Consider the following 18538-nt stretch of genomic DNA (forward strand, 5'->3'; position numbering starts at 1 on the left):
TCCTCATGAACCCGTCTGACCCGGCTGACGCCGAAGGCCGAAGTCGAGCGAACGGTCATCTTCTAGAACAAAATATAACATTAAAAGCCTAACTTCTGATCATATGTGTTCACTTTTTTGGATAGGCGCGTGCCCGCATCAGTATCCGGCTACAGCCGCCGAAAGCCGTCAGGTCATGTAGACGCCGCCGGTCACGTTGACGCCCTGGCCGGTCATGAAGCGGGCTTGATCCGAGCAGAGGAACACGACGACGTCGGCGACATCCTCCGGCAGCTCGAGCCGGCCGAGCGGCGTCTGCGCAATATAGTCGGCGACCACCCGTTCGGGCGTGACTTGCCGCAGATGCGCCTCCCATTCGACTTCGCGCGACTGCATGCCGGTCTTGACGAACCCCGGACAGACGGCATTGACGCGTATCCCCTTGGGCGCGAGCTCGCGGGCAAAGGCCTGCGTCCAGCCGAGCACGGCGAACTTGGATGCCGAATAATGCGCCAGGAGCGGCGCACCGACCTTCGCGGCAAGCGAGGCGGTGTTGACGATGCAGCCCGTGCCCTGCTTGACAAAATGCCGTCCAGCGATCTGATTTGCCAGGAATACACCGCGGGCATTGACCGAAAAGTTGAAGTCCCACTCTTCGTCGGTCAGATCGAGCGCGTGCTGCATGGTGGACACGCCGGCATTGGCGATCAGGATGTCGCAGCCGCCAAGCGCTTCCAGTACGGTGGAGAAGGCCGCCTCGACGGAATCGCGGCGGCGGACATCGACCGTGACGGCGGCGGCACCGCCACCAATTTCCTCAGCCGCCTGACGTGCCGCCTTGGGATCCAGATCGCCGATCGCCACGGCGACGCCCTGCCGCGTCAGGGCGGTCGCGATCGCCCGGCCGATCCCCGCGCCACCGCCCGTCACGAAGGCTCGCTTGCCCGCGAGTTCGGCAAGCACGGGAGGCGTGACGGAGACAGCCGGCATGGTCGTATTCTCTCTGCTTGATGGCGGAACGCATTTTGTTGATATCGAGATGCATACCAATAAAATCGAACACTGCAAACATATTTTTGTTTGAAAATGTTTGATCATGCGGTAGTGTGAAGATCAGCAGACCGCTTCGTCGGCGGCTTACCCACCGGATACATCGATGGCAGACGACACCACCCTTCCTGAGACATCGCCGCATGGCGCACCGCGCGACGCCGATCGTCAGCGCCTTCTCGCGCACGACCGGCAGGCACGCATCCTGGCTTTGCTGCGCCGGACGGGGTCGCTCACCGTCGCCGCGGCAGCGGCCGAACTTGCCGTTTCCGACATGACGATCCGCCGCGATCTCGTCGAACTGGAACGCGAGGGTAGGCTGGTCCGAATCCATGGCGGCGCGATCGAGGCCGACAACCCGCCGCTGGTCGCCATGGACAGCGAAGAGCCGAGTTTCGATTCGCGCTTGCGCCAGCGCCGCGACCCGAAGGCCGCGATTGCCGCGGCCGCGGCCGCGCTGGTTTCGGGATACCGCACGATCGCTTTGGATGTCGGCACCACCACCTATCTGATGGCCGAGCACCTCAGGGACCTTCCGCACGCCAAGGTGTTCACCAACAGCCTCAGGATCGCGGCGGCGCTGAATGGCGGTGTGCCCGAAGTCTATGTTGCCGGCGGCCGCGTACGGGCCGACGAGATGTCGACCGGCGGGCCTGCGGCCATCGCCCAGTTCGAGGCGCTGTGGTTCGATGTCGCCGTGATCGGCGTCTCCGGTATCACAGCGGACGGCCTCTTCGATTATTCCTTCGATGATACCGATATGAAGCGCGCCTATCTGAGGCGGTCAGGCACCAAGATCGTCCTGTGCGATTCCGCCAAATTCCTGCGCATGTCGCTGGTGCGGATAGCGCCACTGTCGGACATCGACATCCTCATCACCGATGCCGAGCCGCCGGCCAAGATCGTCGCGGCGCTCGCCGCGGCCAAGGTCGACCTGCGCATCGCGCCGCCACTGACGCGCGACTGAGGCGCGCCATTTTCACTTTATCCCCAAGGAGAAGACTCGATGGTATTTGAATTTTTCGGCGACAAGAAGAAGGCTGTCATCTCGATGGCACATATCGGTGCCCTGCCGGGAACGCCCCTCTATGATGCCGATGGCGGCCTCGACAAGCTGATCGATGGCGTACTCTCCGACATCCGCAAGCTGCAGAACGGCGGCGTCGATGCCATCATGTTCGGCAACGAGAACGACCGCCCCTATGTCTTCAAGGCGCCGCCCGAGGGCATTGCCGCCATGACTGCCATCGTCCAGGCGGTGAAGCCCGAGCTGAGAGTGCCGTTTGGCGTCAACTATCTCTGGGATCCGACTGCCAGCGTCGCGATCGGAGCTGCCACCGGAGCCCGTTTCGTGCGCGAGATCTTCACCGGCCTGTTCGCTTCCGATATGGGCTTGTGGGAGCCCGATTGCGCCGCCGCCTCGCGCCTGCGGCACAACCTTGGTCGCGACGACATGAAGCTTCTCTTCAACATCAATGCCGAGTTCGCACACTCGCTCGACCAGCGCCCGATTGAATTGCGTGCCAAGAGCGCGGTGTTCTCGTCGATGGCAGACGCGATCCTCGTCTCCGGTCCGATCACCGGCCAGCCGGCCGACCAGTCCCACCTGCGCAGCGTCTGCGAGACGATCAAGGACGTGCCGGTCTTCGCCAACACCGGCGTGAACATCGACAATGTCCGCGACGTCCTTTCGCTGGCGAGCGGCGTCGTGATCGGGACCCATTTCAAGATCGGTGGCAATACCTGGAACGCCGTCGACGGCGATCGGGTCAAGCGCTTCATGGATGTTGTCGCCACTTTGCGCTGAGGACGGCTTCCACGGCGATGCCGGCCATCGCGCCGGCTCGCGGTGATCATATCGATCGTTGCAGGCCGGCGTCCGGAATGATCGACTGGTATCGAGCAGTGCGACACAACGAGGCAGACAGGTTTCGCCTGCCTGCCCTTCCCAGCATTTCAATGGATTCGACATGGCGTTCGTTCTCGGTCTCGATATCGGCACCACCTCGACGATCGGCATCCTGATCCGGCTTCCCGATCAGGTGCTGGGCCTCGCCTCGCGCCCCGTCACGCTGCATTCCGAGCATGCGGGCTGGGCCGAGGAAGATCCCGCGCAATGGTGGACCAATGTCCGCGGCATCGTGCAGGAGTTGCTCAGGACCAGCGGCATCAAGGCCGAGGAAATCGTGGCGGTCGGCACCACCGGCATGCTGCCGGCGGTCGTTCTTCTGAACGAGAAGGGCGAAGTGCTGCGGCCGAGCATCCAGCAGAGCGACGGCCGCTGTGGCGCCGAAGTGGCCGAACTGCGGACCGAATGCGATGAGACGGCTTTCATCGCCAAGGCCGGCAACGGCATCAACCAACAGCTCGTCACCGCAAAGCTGCGCTGGATTGAGCGTCACGAGCCGGAGGTGTTCAGCCGCATCGCCACCGTTTTCGGCTCCTACGATTATATCAACTGGCGCCTCACCGGCGAACGTGCGGTCGAGCAGAACTGGGCGCTGGAGGCCGGCTTCGTCGATGTTTCGACGCACCGGATCGACGATGATCTGGTGGCGCTCGCGCACATACCGCGCTCGGCCGTGCCACGAAAGATCGCCTCGCATGAGATCCTCGGTTCCGTCTCGGCGAAGGCCGCCAATGAGACCGGCCTGATGGCGGGGACACCGGTCGTCGGCGGTGCAGCCGACATGATCGCCTCCGCGCTTGGCGCCGGCGTCGCCAAGCCGGGCGATGTCCTCCTGAAATTCGGCGGCTCGGTCGATATCCTGATCGCTACCGATCAGATCAAGCCCGATCCGCGCATGTATCTCGATTATCACCTGGTGCCGAGCCTGTTCATGCCCAATGGCTGCATGTCGACAGGCGGCTCCGCCCTCAACTGGTTCGTACGCAATTTCGCCGGCGGCGAGATGGCCGCGGCACAGGCCGAGGGTATTTCCGTACACCAGCGGCTCGATGCGCTGGCGGCAGAGCGTCCCGCCGGTGCCGACGGCCTCATCATCCTGCCCTATTTCCTTGGCGAGAAGACACCGATCCATGATCCAGCGGCCCGTGGCGTGATCGACGGTCTGACGCTGTCGCACGATATCGGCCATGTCTGGCGCGCTTTGCTCGAGGCCTATGCCTTTGCCATCGCGCATCATGTCGAGGTGCTCAACGACATGGGCCATCGGACCGAGCGCTATCTCGCCTCCGACGGCGGCTCAAGCAGCAAGGTCTGGATGCAGATTGTCGCGGATGTCTTGCAAAAGCCGGTCCAACGCCTGACCGGGCACCCCGGCTCCTGCATCGGCGCTGCCTGGACGGCGGCGATCGGCACCGGCCTGACCGACGACTGGTCGGGCGTTTCCGGTTTCGTCAGCTTCGCCGACCGGCTCGATCCCGACCCGCGCAAGGCCGACATCTACCGCGAGGGTTATCGCCGCTATCGCGATCTCTATGCACGCCTATCGGCTCCTGGCGCGACCAAAGCGGGATCGCCATCGTGATGTATCGCGCCGTCGCCTGGGACATCGACGGAACGCTGATCGACAGCGAGCCGTTGCATCATCAATCTCTCCTCGCCGGCTGCCGCAACTGGAACGTCGATCTTGACGACCTGCCCGACCAGGCCTTTCGCGGCATCCATATGGGCGACGTCTGGACAATGCTGCGTCCGCGCCTCCCAGTCGGGCTTGACCAGGCGGAGTGGCTCGCCGCCATCAATGCCCACTACGTCGCCAACCGGGCGGACGCCATCCCGATCCCCGAGGCGGTCGAGACGATCCGGACCCTGGCTGACCGCGGCGTCCCGCAGGTCTGCGTGTCAAATTCCGGCCGGCAAGTCGTCAATGCCAATCTCGATGCGCTCGGCGTGCTCGACCATATGAGGCTCACAATCAGCCTCGACGACGTTTCGGTCGGCAAACCCGACCCAACGCCCTATCGCGAGGCCTGCCGGCAGCTCGCCATAGCTCCGGGATCCGTCGTCGCTGTGGAAGACAGCCGCACCGGCACCAAGGCCGCACGGGCCGCCGGTCTGTTCGTGGTTGGCTATCTCCCCAGCGGCGGCCCGCTCAGCGACATCGATCTCAGTGCCAACCGTCTGTCGTCGATCCTGGACCTGTTTCCCGGCTGAGGGTTTGCGCGTCGCCGCGTCCGGGTGCGCGCTTGGGCAAGCCGGAGGATCGGGCGTCCGCCGGCTGGTCCCAAGCGAATGCCTTGGCAGGAACTGACGAACGTTGGACCGGGTTCCGCTCGTTCCGCATTCGCCTTGCGTCTCGCCGAGCGAGCGGTCCATGCCGCTCAGTCTGCGCAAGTGACGGGATATTTGTTGTCAAAAGCTGCATATCCCATTTCTCGCATGGGTCAGAGAAAATTTTTTCCCATCTCCATGATGCCTCTCAACTGTTTGTTTTCCAACTTTTTTTAATCCGGCATGATTGGCTCGCGCCGACCAATGCCAGAATTCCTCTTGCGCCGAAGCTGAATTTTAGGCATTCAGGATCAAGTTTGTATCTTTAACATGCAAACTTAATCATCGGAGGATCTGAATGCGGCGTCTTGGTATCCATTCATTTGTCTGGACAAACGGCCTGACCCAGGAGGGCCTGGAAATGGCACTCGCCAAGTCGGCGGATCATGGTTACCGGCTGATCGAGTTCGCTTATCTGCGGCCCGAGAAATTCGACCTCGACCGCCTGGCGAAGCAAGCCAAGGAACTGGACATCGAGATCGTGGTCACCATGGGCCTGTCGGCGGATGCGGACGTCTCGAGCGAGGACAAGGCCGTGGTCACCAAGGGAAAGGCGCTCTTGTCCGACGCGGTCAAGGCGGTCCGCGACATCGGCGGCATCCGATTGGGCGGCATTCTCTATTCGATGCACGGCAAGTATGACGGGCTGCCCACGCGAACCGGCTGGATGAACAGCGCCGACGCCATCGCCGCGACAGCCGAGGTGGCCAGGGATAGCGGCGTGCAGATCGTTCTGGAAGTGGTGAACCGCTTCGAGTCCAACCTCTTGAACACGACCGCGCAAGGCCTGAAGTTCATCAAGGACACCGGCCGTGACGACGTCTTCCTGCATCTCGACACGTTCCACATGAACATCGAAGAGGCGAGCCAGGCCGAGGCGATCCGTCTGGCTGGGGACAAGCTCGGTTATTTCCACTTCAACGAGAACTACCGCGGCTATCTCGGCACCGGTACGATCGATTTCGCGAGCATCTTTTCCGCGCTGGTGGACATTGGCTTCCACAATCGCGACGTCACCTTCGAGAGCTTCTCCAGCGCCATCGTCGATGAAGCCCTGTCGCGTGTGTGCGGCATCTGGCGCGACACCTGGACCGACAACAATCCGCTCGCCGCGCATGCCAAGGCTTTCATCGAAAGCCGTTGGGAAGAAGCCGTGCGCCGGGCCGAGATCAACAAGGCTGCCTGAAGACGAAAGGGCTGCGGGCCGACAAGCGCCCGCGCCATCTCATCCCGAGGAGGACGGGAAGATGACGCAGAACGAAGCTATCACCAACGAGAACGGCGCCACCGCGCCGCTTCTCCTCAGCGCCGAAAATGTCGCGAAGAGCTTTGCAGGCGTTCCCGCCCTGGTCGACGGGCGGATTCGGTTGCGCGCCGGGACGGTCAATGCCTTGTGCGGTGGCAACGGTGCCGGCAAGTCCACCTTCCTCGGCGTGTTGATGGGGATGCTGCGGCGCGACGCCGGATCCGTCACGGTGAAAGGCCGGGAGGTGAATTTCTCCTCCCCCGCCGAGGCGCTCGATGCCGGTATCGCCATCATCACCCAGGAGCTTAGCCCGTTCCTGGACATGACCGTCGCCGAGAACCTCTATCTCGGCCGCGAACAGCGGCGCGGCCGCTTCTTCGTCGACGACAAGTGCATGCTAAGCGACGCGGAGGCGATCCTGGCGCGGTTGAAATTCAACATCCCCGCTGGTGCGCGGTTGCGCGATCTTTCGATCGCGCAGGCCCAACTCGTCGAGATCACCAAGGCAATCAGCCGCCGCAGCGACATCCTGATCATGGACGAACCCACCTCGGCCATTGGCGAGCGCGAGGCGCAGATGCTGTTCGACGCGATCCGCACTCTGACCGCGGAGGGCGTAGGCATCATTTATGTCTCGCACCGCCTGACCGAGATCTTCGAGATCGCCGACGATTATACGGTCTTCCGCGACGGCCGTTTCGTAGGCGGCGGATCGATTTCCGAAATCGACCGCAAGGGCCTGATCCGGTCGATCGTCGGCCGCGACCTGTTGGACCATCATCGCGAACCGAAGGATACCGGCCCGCAGAAACCCTTGCTCGAAGCCCGCGGCTTTGCATCGAAGGGAAAGTTCGCCGACATCGACATGACCGTTCATGCGGGAGAGATCGTCGGTATATACGGGCTTCTTGGCTCCGGTCGCAGCGAGTTCGTGAATGCGCTCTACGGAAACGAGCCGCGGGATTCCGGCCAGGTGCTGATCGAGGGCAAGCCCATCGATCTCAAGACGCCCGCCGATTCCATCGGCGCCGGCATTTCGCTGGTCACGGAGGACCGCAAGCAGACGGGCCTGTCACTGACCGCGTCGGTCGCCCACAACATCACCGTGGCCAACCTGCCGCATTATGCGCGCAAGGGCTTCATGAACGGATCGGCGGAAGCCAGGAGCGTGGTCGAGCACATCAAGCGCTTCTCCATCAAGACGGCGTCGCCGGATCTCCCGGTGCAATCCCTTAGCGGCGGCAACCAGCAGAAGGTTGTCCTTGCGCGCTGTGTCGACACCAACCCCAGGATCCTGATCTGCGACGAGCCGACACGCGGCGTCGACGAAGGCGCCAAGCGCGAGATCTATGCCTTCCTCGGCAATTTCGTGAAGGCGGGAAACGCCGTGCTGATGATCTCGTCCGAGGTGCCCGAAATCCTCGCCAATGCGGATCGCATCGTTGTTTTTCGCCGGGGCCGCATCGCAGGCGAGGTCGCCGGACCCGAGGCCACCCAGGAAACCCTCGTTCATCTGGCTTCCTAGCCAGACGATCCATTTCGTGGAGAAGAATCCAATGGTATCCGCCAGTCAAAGCATGAGCGGCATGAGCCTGGGAAAGTTCATCGCCCGTTATGGCATCGTCATCTCGTTTATCCTGCTGTTCGTCATGTTGTCGCTGGCGTCGCCGAACTTCCTGTCCACCAACAATCTGCTGAACGTTCTGCGGCAGGTCTCCATGAACGGTGTGCTGGCTGTCGGCATGACCTTCGTGATCCTGACGGCCGGCATCGATCTCTCCATCGGTTCGCTCCTGGCGCTGGCCGGCGCCGTGGCGGCCAGCCTGGTCACCGGCGCGGATGCGTTCAATCCGCTCCTAGCAGTCGCGGCCGGCGTCGCCGTGGGCGCGCTTTGCGGCGCCGTCAATGGCGGGCTGATCGCCTACTTCAAGGTGCCGGCCTTCGTCGCCACGCTCGGAATGCTGAGCGTGGCGCGCGGCGCGACGCTGCTTTACAGCGGCGGCCGCCCGATTCCCAATCTCAGCCTCGAATTCCGCTGGCTCGGCCAGGGTCTCGTGCTCGGCATACCGGTACCGGTGATCATTTTCGCCGTCGTCTTCGCTGTCGCGGCGATCGTCCTGCGCTACTCCATTTACGGAAGACGGGTCTATGCGGTGGGCGGAAACCCGCGCAGCGCGAAGACGAGCGGCATCAACACCACCGGCATCATCTTTTCGGTTTACGTCATCATGGGCGCGCTGGCCGGTCTCGCGGGTGTCATGCTGACGGCCCGCACCACGTCCGCCCTGCCACAGGCGGGCATCGGCTATGAACTCGATGCCATCGCGGCGGTGGTCATCGGCGGAACAAGCCTCACCGGAGGTATCGGCCGCATCGGCTATACGCTGGTGGGCGTGCTGATCATCGGCATGATCAGCAACGGTCTCGATCTGATGGGGGTGTCCTCATACTACCAGCAGATCATCAAGGGTTCGATCATCGTCCTCGCGGTGCTGATCGACCGCTCCCGAGCCGGGAGAGAGTAACAGGCGCAAGCGGCGCGGCCGCACGCAACATGGAGGAAATGCACATGAAGACGACAAGACGCTTCCTGATGGGAGCAGCGGCCGGCCTTGCCCTTGCAGGCATGGTGTTCGGGGGGAGTTCGGCCGACGCCAAGACGTTGAAGATCGCGGCGATCGTCCAGAGCCTCAACACCGAGTACAATGTTCTGTGGGCCGATGCCGCCAAGGCGCACCCCGCGCTTGCGGACGGTACCGCCACGCTGACAGTTCTCGACGGTCGCCAGGACGTGCTGACGCAGTCGAACCTGTTCGACACAGCCATCACCGAAAAATACGACGCGATCATCTTCATCCCGGTCGACATCGACGCCGGCAACGAACCGATCGAGCGCGCGAAGGCAGCCGGCATCCCGGTGTTCGGCTCCAACACGATGGTTTCCAACACCGCGCTCTACGACGCCTACATCAATTCCAACGATGTCGAGGCCGGCGAAATGCTGGCCAAGGCGGTGATCGACAAGGCCGGCCCGCAGGCCAAGGTCGTGATCCTGGAAGGGATGCTGGGCCAGTCGGCCCAGGTACAGCGGCTTGAAGGGATCCAGAAGGTGCTGAAGGAAAATCCCGGAGTGACCATCCTGGAGCAGAACACCGCCAACTGGTCACGCGCCGAGGCCATCACGCTGATGGAGAATTTCCTGACCTCGCATGGCGATGCGATCCAGGGCGTCCTGGCCGAAAACGACGAGATGGCCGTCGGCGCCATCGAGGGCATCCGCAACCACGGCCTGGATCCCAAGACGGTTCCGGTCGCCGGCGTGGACGGCATCAAGGACGCGCTTGAAGCCGTCAAGCGTGGCGAACAGTCGATGTCCATCCTCCAGGATGCCAACGGACAGGCGCAAGGGGCGATCGACCTCGCGCTGCACAAGATCGTCGGCGACAGCTACAAGCCGCGCGCGGCTGTCTGGGACGTAAACGGCGGCAAGCTCGCCTGGAACGACGGCAAGGACCAGCATTACTACGTGCCGTGGCTGGCGGTGACCTCCGAGAATGTCGACAAGGTGCTTGTCGGCAATTGACGCTCCAACAGGAGGATGCCGCTCGCTCGCGGCATTCTCCTTCGCGTCCGGCGCAACGGGAATTGCTTGCTTCCGACATCAGGCGGTTCATTCTTTTGAGGACTTTGCGTTGCCGGAGGAAAAACAAGCTCGGGTGAAGTATAGGCTGGGAACGAACATGCGGAGTCCGCCATGAACCATGTAACCTTCGCCAGCAGCTCGCCTCGCAGGATCCGCCAGAGCAATTCGGTAGCGACGCTGAACGCGCTCCACCGCTTCGGCCCTTTGAGCCGGGCCGATCTCGCCAGGCATATGGGGGTCAACCGCTCGTCCGCCGGCAATATCGTCCTGGAGTTGGTCGAGGCCGGACTCGTTCGCGAAGTAGCGGAGAACGATATCGCGAATCCGGCGGGCCAGCCCAGGGCCGGAAGACCGGGTATCCTCGTGGAAATCGTGCCTGAAGCCGTTTTCTTCGCCGGCATAGAGATCGGTGTCGAACATATGACATGCGTCGAGATCGATCTCGCGGGCAAGATCGTTCGCAGCGCCATGACGCGCTTCGAAGGACACGACAGCGATCCGGAGGCCGCGGTCCACATGGCGATCGAACAGGTGTTTCTCGAGATGCGGAAGGATAGCCTGGCGCGATGTCAGGGCATCGGCATCGCGGTGCCCGGACAAATGAACCAGGATGGTTTCATCCACGTCGCACCGATCCTGGGGTGGCGCAATGTCGATCTCACAGGCCTTGCCCGCAGCCTTCTTCCGGCCGAGATCCCGGTATCCGCGGAAAATGACGGCAACGCATTCGGCATCGGCATCACATACAGCCAGCCGGAAGCGGCGAGCGGCGTCACCTTCTTCATGGTCATCGAGAACGGTGTCGGTGGCGGAATTGTGATCGACGGCAAGTTGTTCCGCGGCGGCAATGGCCTGGCCGGAGAAGTCGGCCACCTCAAGACACGGAACCCGACATACCGGAATCTGGAGCAGGCCTTCGGGCGCGACCGCATCCTGTCATCCTATCGCCAGTACAGGCCGGACGCCGACTTGGACTTGTTCCTGCGTGACGTCCGCGATCGTGTTCCTCAAGCGGTGCAGCTCGCCGAAGAATGGGCTGTCTTGTTCGCATTTGCAGTCGTGCAGATCTCGCGGCTGATCGACCCGAACCGCATCGTGCTGGGCGGGTCCGTCGCGGAATTGTATCCATTGGTCGCCGCACGGGTCGACGCGCATATCCGCGAGCTCCAGGCCGCGACCTTTCCTATCCCCGAGATCGTTTTCAACGAGAGCGCCATCTATGGAGCTGCCTTCGGAGCCGCTTGCATGATGCATCAACGCTTCATGTCGCTCGACAACCAGATGCTCAACAAGGACGCGGTTTCCGGTCCAGACGCCTCGGCGTCGTGAAACCGCAAACGACACCACACCCAGGATCGGACGCTTGATGAACGACCTCCCCCAAACGCTTGCACCGGACTCGCTCGGGCCAACCGTGACGATTGGAGAAATCCTGGTAGAGATCGTCGCGAGGCAGACAGGCACCGGTTTCCGGGAACCGATCGACCTCATTGGTCCCTTTCCGAGCGGCGCGCCCGCCATCTTCATCGATCAATGCGCGCGTATGGGCGGAGCGGCGGCAATGGTGGGCGTGGTGGGCGACGACGATTTCGGCGCGGTCAACATGGAGCGCCTGAAGCGAGACGGCGTAGACACTTCCGCCATCGCTGTTTCCGCGGATTATCCGACGGGCAGCGCCTTTGTCCGCTACCGCACGGACGGAAGCCGCGATTTCGTCTACAACATCGCCAAATCCGCCGCCGCTCGACTGGAATGGACCCCGCAGGTCGAGGCGCTGATCGCGCGTTGCGGGCATATCCACGTCATGGGAACGGTGTTCGCAAGCCCCGCGGCCTGGGCGATCACCGAACGCGCGATCCCGCTGATCAAGGCACGCGGCGGCACCATGTCGCTCGATCCGAACCTGCGCAAAGAATTGCTGGCGCACGGCCAGACCGAGGAGAAATTCGCGAGCCTGGTGGACAAAGCGGACCTGCTGCTGCCGTCGGGCAATGAATTGTTCCTGGCCGCCGGCATGGATGGCGAGGAACGCGCAATCGAGGCGCTGTTCAAACGAGGGGTCAAGGAGATCGCCGTGAAGCGTGGCGAACATGGCGCGTCAGCCCGTCAAAGCACGGGCGCCAGTGCCGATTGTCCCGGCCTCATCGTCGAGGAAACGGACCCCACCGGCGCCGGCGACTGTTTCGGCGGAGCCTATGTCGCATGCCGGCGGTTGGGGATGCCGCTGCGGACTTCGCTCGAATTCGCCAATGCGGCAGGGGCGCGCAACGTCACACGCCTCGGCCCCATGGAGGGAGCCGGCACGCGGGCCGAACTGGAAGATTTCATGGCAAGAACGGCGAGAAGAAGCTGATGCGTGTGGCGATCGAAGATGTGCCGGGCCTGCACAGGGAAGGAAAGAAAATCGGGGTGACCTCGGTGTGCTCGGCGCACCCCCTGGTGCTGAAAGCCGCACTGCGGCACGGCCGGGACACGGGCACCACCGTCCTGATCGAAGCGACGTGCAACCAGGTCAATCATCTGGGCGGCTATACGGGCATGACGCCGTCCGATTTCGCGGCGATGGTGAAAGCGCTCGCGGCAGTCGAGCAGTGCCCGACAGAGCTGATCGTGCTTGGCGGGGATCATCTCGGTCCCAATCCCTGGAAAGACCGGCCCGCCGAGGAGGCGATGGCGCAGGCCGGGACAATGGTCGATGCTTATGTCCGCGCCGGCTTCCGCAAGATCCATCTCGATGCATCGATGGGCTGCGCGGGTGATGAACCGGCGACGCTAGACGACCATACGGTGGCCGAGCGCGCAGCCAGAATGGCGGGCGTCGCGGAACAGGCGGCCGCGCAGAGCGGCGGGGCAAGCCCGGTCTACATCATCGGGACGGAGGTGCCGCCTCCCGGTGGCGCCGATCACGCTTTGGATGCGATCACCCCGACCAGTCCGGAGGCGGCTCGCCAGACACATGCCATTCACGCCAAAGCATTCCAGGCCGCCGGGCTTGAAAGCGCGTTTTCCCGCGTCATCGGGCTTGTCGTGCAGCCGGGCGTGGAGTTCGGCAACCAGAATGTGATTTTTTACGATCGGACCAAGGCCAGCGATCTGGCGGCAACTCTGAACACATTGCCGTCGCTCATTTTCGAAGCGCATTCGACGGACTACCAGGGTGAGAGGCCGCTGCGTGAACTCGTCGAGGACGGCTTCGCTATCCTCAAGGTCGGCCCCGAGCTGACCTTCAAACTGCGCGAGGCGCTTTACGCGCTCGATCTGATCGCTTCCGATCTGGTGCCTTTCTATGGCCAGCGGCCGCTTTACCACGCCATGGAAGAGCTGATGCAAGCCGCGCCCAAGAACTGGGCAAGCCACTATCATGGCAGCGACGCCGACAAGCGGACGCTGCGCCACTACTCCTATTCCGATCGCATCCGATATTATTGGGCGACCCCGCAAGCCCGTGCCGCCTGCGACCGGCTCTTCGACGCGTTGAAGGGCCGCAAGGTGCCGGTGACGCTGTTTCTCCAGCACCTGCCTTCGGCGCTCGCTTGGGCCGACCGAGCCTGCGACGTCGAAGAGATCGCGATCGATCACGTCCAGCGAAGCATCGAGATCTACGCCCGGGCATGCGGCACCTGAGCCCTCGTCCGGTTCTTCAAGGCCAGAGCGGATGGGCTGGCGGGCCGCAGAAATACTTACAGCGATGGTCCCAATCGGATCGGGCTGCCGTCGCTGAAACGGGATTGACGGAACCTGTGGAGATTGTGCCCGGTCTCGTTGCCCTGGATCAAATCGGACAGGATGCGGCCCATTCCGGGTCCTATGCCGAAGCCGTGGCCGCTCATCCCGGTCGCGACAACGAGGCCTGGGAACGCAGCGGCGCGATCGACGATGGGCACGACATCAGGCATCGCATCGATCATGCCCGCCCAGCTCGCCTTGAGCGGTACGGTCGTGAACTGAGGGAAAAGCTCCCTGAACCCGCCGTCGATGGCGCGGAGCGCCGACGTCTCGGGAGCCGGATTGAGGACGCGCATCCGTTCGAAAGGGCTTTCTTCATCCGCGTTCCATCTGCGCGGGGTCGACCAGCCGTCCGGGTAGCCTCGCGGCGCGGCCGGCAGGTAGCGTGTGCCGAACGGATTGGCCATCAGGGCGCTGACATATTTGCCTGCATGGCGAAATGCGTCCGGCCCTATGTAGAGTTGGCTGCTGCCTCCCGATGCGAGCGTGTACCCGCCATCCTGCCTGCGCCGGAAAGCGATGCGTTCGTCCGCGGCGGCACCGGCGTGGATTTCCGCCATCGGCGCTGTCGCAGCGACGGTCGCCCTGACGCTGAGCTGCGGAATCGAGATGCCGTGGGCGCGCAGGAACAGCGACGTCCACGCGCCGCTGGCGACGAGGACGCTCGAGGCCGCGATGAGCCCCTTCTCGGTCCAGACGCCACTGATGCGTCCCGCGGAGATGTCGAGCATACGTGCCGCGCAATTCTCGATGATCGTCGCGCCTTCGCGGGCCGCCAGGCGAGCAAGCGCGGGCACGGCGACCCAAGGTTCTGCCCGCATGTCCGATGGAGTGATCATTGCGCCTTTGAACAGTCGCGACATGGCCGGGATCAGGCTTGCCAGCTCACTCTGGTCGAGGAGACGCGTGTCGACGCCATGAGCCTGGGCGATCTTCAGGAATTTCGCGAAACCGGCCATCTCCTTGTCTGTTCGCGCAAGATAGGTAACGCCCGTCTGCTTCAGTCCTATGTCCTCGCCACATTCCTGCGCCAGTTGCCGCCAGAGGCGCTGCGCTTCGATGACGATCGGCAGTTCGTCGGCATCGCGGCCCTGCTGCCGGATCCAGCCCCAGTTGCGCGAGGATTGCTCGGCGGCGATGCGTCCCTTTTCCAGCAGCGTCACCGAGACGTTCCGCCGCGCCAGGAACAGTGCCGTGGTCACGCCAATGACCCCGCCGCCGATGATCACGACGTCCGAGGTCCTCGGCAGGGGCTGCTGGAACTGGATCGGGGTGGCTTCGGTGAAGGGCAAGATTGTCAAAGAGCACTATCCTTTGGTATTCCGCAGCGGCGTCCGGTCTACGCACTTGATATCAGGGCAGCGATATCTGGCCGCCGTGAGATGTCGATACCACGCGAGGAGATTGATCGTCAGCTGCTGCTTGCCGGGAACGACGAGGCCAGATCGCGGGTCTGGCAAATCCACGCTTCTGAAATCAATTTCCGGGCTCATGGCGCCGACCGGGGGGCACGCTTGCCTTCAACAGCGAGTCGATCGCCGGCCAGGCGCCGGAAAAGCTATGCCGGAAGGGCCTGGCACTGGTGCCGGAAGGCCGCAGTATCTTCCGGACACTGACGGTGCGGGAAAACCTGCTGCTCGGCGGCATGATCCGCAAGGACAAGGCCGAAGCGGCCGCCGATCTGGAACGGGTTCTGGAAATCTTCCGATCCTCAGGACCCGCTACCGCGGCGTTGCCGGCCACCTTTCCGGCGGCGAGCAGCAGCAGCTTGCCATCGCCCGCGCCATCCTGCAGCGCCCGTCGCTGATGATGGTCGATGAACCGTCGCTTGGCCTTGCGCCGCTGGTGATCGACCAGGTCTACGAAAGCCTCCGCCAGCTTAACGCCAGCGGGCTGACCCTGCTCGTCGTCGAACGGTCCACCGCTCGCATTCTCGACCTCGCTTCCCGCGTCTACGTGCCGCGCAACGGCCATAACGCGCTGGAGGGTTCGGCAAGCGAGCTTGCCGACGGGCATGCGCTGGAAGAGGCCTATTTCGGCTATGGCGATCGTCAGACGGCGCACGCATAATCGGGCAGGCAAGGGCTACAACAATGATTTTCGACTACTGCGTCATCGGCGGCGGCATCGTCGGCCTGGCGACGGCCATGCGGCTGCTGGAAACATATCCCGGCTGCAGCCTGATCCTGTTGGAAAAAGAGGAGGCTCTCGGCAAGCACCAGACCGGCCACAACAGTGGTGTCATCCATGCCGGCATCTACTATCCGCCAGGCAGCCTGAAGGCCGAGCTCTGCCGCAAGGGCGCGGATGCCACCAAGGCCTTCTGCCAGGAGAACGGCATCCGCTTCGATGTCTGCGGCAAACTGCTCGTCGCCACCTCCGCACTCGAAGTGCAGCGCATGGAGGCGCTCCACGAACGCTCGAAGCAGAACACGATCGAAGTCCGGCGCGTCAGCGAGGGTGAATTGAAGGAGCGGGAACCGAACATCCGCGGTCTCGGCGCGCTTTTCGTGGCCTCGACCGGCATCGTCAGCTATGCCGATGTCTGCCAAGCCATGGGGCGGCGCATCAGGGCGCTTGGCGGCGAGATCCGCCTGTCGACGCGCGTCACCGGCATTCGCGAAGTCATCGATTCCGTCGATATCGCGTCGGCCGGCGAAAACTGGCAGGCGAAAAAACTGGTGGTCTGCGGCGGTCTCCAATCAGACCGGCTGGCCGTGCTCGCCGGGCTTTCGATCGAGCATCGCATCGTTCCCTTCCGCGGCGAATACTATCGCCTTCCCGCATCGAAGAACGACATTGTCCGCCATCTGATCTATCCCGTCCCGGATCCAGCCCTGCCCTTCCTTGGCGTGCACCTGACGCGGATGATCGACGGCAGCGTCACGGTCGGGCCGAATGCCGTTATCGGTTTTGCCCGCGAAGGCTATCCACGGCTTTCGTTCAATGTTTCGGACATGGCCGACTACGCGCTGTTTCCCGGCTTCTGGAAAACCGTGTTCGCCAACCGCGGATCTGCGGTAACGGAACTCCGCAACTCGCTCTGGAAGCCAGGCTATCTGGAGGAGTGCCGGAAATACTGTCCGAGCCTCGAGCTCGCCGACCTGCTCCCGCACGAAGCAGGCATCCGCGCACAAGCCGTGCGCAAGGACGGTGCCCTCATCCATGATTTCCTGTTCGCACAAACGGACCGCATGCTGCACGTCTGCAACGCGCCTTCCCCCGCCGCCACCTCGGCGATCCCGATTGCAGAGATGATTCGAGATCGCCTCATACAGGGCTGCTGAAAATGAGGCGGTACGCACTGGAGCCCAACTGAACGCTGGAGTATCTGTCTTGGCCAAGAAGGGAATTAGGGCACCGGCCGCGGCCAACGCAGCTTTTGCGTCGGAACCAGATCGGCGCACCACCAGGCCCGCAATGCCGCTCCCGGCGAGAGGGTAGCAACTTGGCCTGCGGTTTCCGCAAGCAAAGGTTCCGTGTGGACGACGGCTTTTTTGGCTGCGCAAAGATCTCAGGCGAAACGACGGCTGACGTCATTGGCAGGGTTCGCTCCGGGCTAACCGCCATTTTGTTGACCGTCATAGCTGGACGACCTCCCTATGGCACCAGAATGGTACACGTCCATAGGACGCACCGACACCCAAGCCAGCCCAGCTAACCAGAAGCCTTTAAGTCTTTGAAATTATGTCGCTATTTATGGTACCGTTGGCTGGGATCGAACCAGCGACCTCCGGATCCACAATCCGGCGCTCTAACCATCTGAGCTACAACGGCACGTTGCCTGAGCGGATCGAAACAGAAACTCATCCGCCGCTCTGTCGTTCGGCGATGCGTCCTTACGGGCTTATGGATTCTAATTCAAGGCTTTTGGAAAGCAAAGGTCACTTACCAACATCGGCGCGGCATTCGCCCGGCAAGAAGGCGCAGGCAAGGGCCAGGCGACGGACAAAGAAAAAGGCCGGCGGGAGGAGGTGCCGGCCTTTTCCTGTTACGAGCCAGCGGGAGGAGGTGCTGGCTGGTCACCCCGGGGAGCAGAGGGAGGAGGTTCCACTCACCGGGTATTCCTTGATGGCTGCCATCATACACCTGATCGTTTTTAAGAAAATGCGACCTTTTGTTGCATCTTCAGATCATGCGCAAATGTTAGGCAACCTTGATTTCCTTCATCGCCTTCTCGAAGGCGGTCTTGATCGGCTTGGAGACGTCCTCGGCGGCCTTGGAGGCAACGGCCTGGAAGTCCTTGGCCTGCTCGACGGTCGATTCGACGCGCTTGCGCAGGAAGGCGGTCTGCAGCTCGACGACTTCCGACAGCGACTTGGCGCCGATCAGGGCTTCGAGGTGGGAAAAACCGGCCTCGGCATTGGCACGCAAAGCGGAGATGGTCTTGAGCGACAGGTCGTTGGAAACGGTCTTGGCGGTCTCGTAGGTCGACTCCAGAGCCTTCTGGGTCTCCTCGGCGCCGGTCTTCAGCTTGGCATAAGCCTCTTTCGACTGCTCAACGCCCTTTTCGGCGAAAGCGCGAATCTGGTCAGTCGCCTTGGAAGCGTCGAAGCTCGGGAATTCAACGTTTTCGATCGTCTCGGCGGTCTTGGTCCTGGACATTTTCCATCCTTTTCAGCGGCAGCGGCTTTGACAGAAAGCCGTCTCGTTCATG

General features: G+C 62.7%; 16 protein-coding genes, 1 tRNA gene and 1 pseudogene. 14 read left to right on the top strand and 4 right to left on the bottom strand.

All coding sequences use genetic code 11. The features are described from left to right. Positions 1-168 precede the first annotated feature (168 nt). Positions 169-969, bottom strand: coding sequence for an SDR family NAD(P)-dependent oxidoreductase (locus A4R29_RS21200; protein ID WP_024502263.1), 801 nt, complete (start codon positions 967-969; stop codon positions 169-171). 166 nt (positions 970-1135) lie between these two features. On the opposite strand from A4R29_RS21200, the gene A4R29_RS21205 reads away from it, so the two are divergent. The 11 genes from A4R29_RS21205 to A4R29_RS21255 all read left to right on the top strand — a co-directional run bounded on the left by A4R29_RS21205 (position 1136) and on the right by A4R29_RS21255 (position 13779). Then, entirely contained in the window at positions 1136-1996 is an 861-nt protein-coding gene (locus A4R29_RS21205; RefSeq protein ID WP_013530268.1) for a DeoR/GlpR family DNA-binding transcription regulator, read from the top strand. A gap of 39 nt (positions 1997-2035) precedes the next feature. Then, on the top strand, positions 2036-2836 hold the full coding sequence (locus tag A4R29_RS21210) for a BtpA family protein (RefSeq protein WP_024502261.1): 801 nt from the start codon (positions 2036-2038) through the stop codon (positions 2834-2836). A 163-nt stretch (positions 2837-2999) separates the two neighbouring features. Then, on the top strand, positions 3000-4520 hold the full coding sequence (locus A4R29_RS21215) for an FGGY-family carbohydrate kinase (RefSeq protein ID WP_063172819.1): 1521 nt from the start codon (positions 3000-3002) through the stop codon (positions 4518-4520). Then, entirely contained in the window at positions 4520-5149 is a 630-nt protein-coding gene (locus tag A4R29_RS21220; protein ID WP_032898848.1) for an HAD family hydrolase, read from the top strand. Before A4R29_RS21215 ends, A4R29_RS21220 begins: the two co-directional genes overlap by 1 nt. A gap of 415 nt (positions 5150-5564) precedes the next feature. Next, positions 5565-6452, top strand: a complete 888-nt coding sequence (locus A4R29_RS21225) for a sugar phosphate isomerase/epimerase family protein (RefSeq protein WP_013530264.1) — start codon at positions 5565-5567, stop codon at positions 6450-6452. 61 nt (positions 6453-6513) lie between these two features. Further along, positions 6514-8037, top strand: a complete 1524-nt coding sequence (locus A4R29_RS21230; RefSeq protein ID WP_024502257.1) for a sugar ABC transporter ATP-binding protein — start codon at positions 6514-6516, stop codon at positions 8035-8037. A gap of 31 nt (positions 8038-8068) precedes the next feature. After that, positions 8069-9037 carry an ABC transporter permease gene (locus A4R29_RS21235; RefSeq protein ID WP_063172820.1) on the top strand — a complete coding sequence of 323 codons (969 nt, stop codon included), beginning with the start codon at positions 8069-8071 and terminating at the stop codon, positions 9035-9037. Between the two features lie 44 nt (positions 9038-9081). Continuing rightward, a complete protein-coding gene (locus A4R29_RS21240; protein WP_013530261.1) occupies positions 9082-10095 on the top strand; it encodes a substrate-binding domain-containing protein in 1014 nt (337 codons plus the stop codon). 171 nt (positions 10096-10266) lie between these two features. Continuing rightward, positions 10267-11484, top strand: coding sequence for an ROK family transcriptional regulator (locus tag A4R29_RS21245; protein WP_063172821.1), 1218 nt, complete (start codon positions 10267-10269; stop codon positions 11482-11484). A gap of 37 nt (positions 11485-11521) precedes the next feature. Further along, positions 11522-12508 (top strand): tagatose kinase, encoded by a 987-nt coding sequence (locus A4R29_RS21250; RefSeq protein ID WP_063170080.1) that lies wholly within the window; start codon positions 11522-11524, stop codon positions 12506-12508. Next, the gene (locus tag A4R29_RS21255) at positions 12508-13779 is read left to right on the top strand and encodes a D-tagatose-bisphosphate aldolase, class II, non-catalytic subunit (RefSeq protein WP_032808685.1); all 1272 of its coding nucleotides are present in this window, start codon (positions 12508-12510) and stop codon (positions 13777-13779) included. The genes A4R29_RS21250 and A4R29_RS21255 overlap by 1 nt, the downstream gene beginning before the upstream one ends. Positions 13780-13835: 56 nt before the next feature. Here the strand turns inward: A4R29_RS21255 and A4R29_RS21260 are convergent, their stop codons facing one another. Continuing rightward, positions 13836-15182, bottom strand: coding sequence for an NAD(P)/FAD-dependent oxidoreductase (locus A4R29_RS21260; protein ID WP_063172822.1), 1347 nt, complete (start codon positions 15180-15182; stop codon positions 13836-13838). Positions 15183-15372: 190 nt separating this feature from the next. Here A4R29_RS21260 and A4R29_RS35090 point away from each other — a divergent pair. From A4R29_RS35090 to lhgO, 3 genes and pseudogenes are all read left to right on the top strand, one after another. Further along, positions 15373-15648: pseudogene (locus tag A4R29_RS35090) on the top strand (hypothetical protein); the annotation flags it as partial. A gap of 39 nt (positions 15649-15687) precedes the next feature. Then, positions 15688-15951 carry an ATP-binding cassette domain-containing protein gene (locus A4R29_RS35095; RefSeq protein ID WP_063172824.1) on the top strand — a complete coding sequence of 88 codons (264 nt, stop codon included), beginning with the start codon at positions 15688-15690 and terminating at the stop codon, positions 15949-15951. A gap of 26 nt (positions 15952-15977) precedes the next feature. After that, positions 15978-17168 (top strand): L-2-hydroxyglutarate oxidase, encoded by a 1191-nt coding sequence (gene lhgO, locus A4R29_RS21275; RefSeq protein ID WP_198032110.1) that lies wholly within the window; start codon positions 15978-15980, stop codon positions 17166-17168. 413 nt (positions 17169-17581) lie between these two features. On the opposite strand, the gene A4R29_RS21280 is transcribed toward lhgO, so the two are convergent. Together A4R29_RS21280 and A4R29_RS21285 are read right to left on the bottom strand one after the other, a co-directional pair. Next, positions 17582-17658: transfer RNA gene (locus A4R29_RS21280), tRNA-His, on the bottom strand. Positions 17659-18027: 369 nt separating this feature from the next. Further along, positions 18028-18486 (bottom strand): phasin, encoded by a 459-nt coding sequence (locus A4R29_RS21285; RefSeq protein ID WP_013530255.1) that lies wholly within the window; start codon positions 18484-18486, stop codon positions 18028-18030. Between the last annotated feature and the right edge of the window lie 52 nt (positions 18487-18538).

The sequence above is a fragment of the Mesorhizobium ciceri biovar biserrulae genome (assembly GCF_001618845.1).
GTDB classification, from domain to species: domain Bacteria; phylum Pseudomonadota; class Alphaproteobacteria; order Rhizobiales; family Rhizobiaceae; genus Mesorhizobium; species Mesorhizobium ciceri.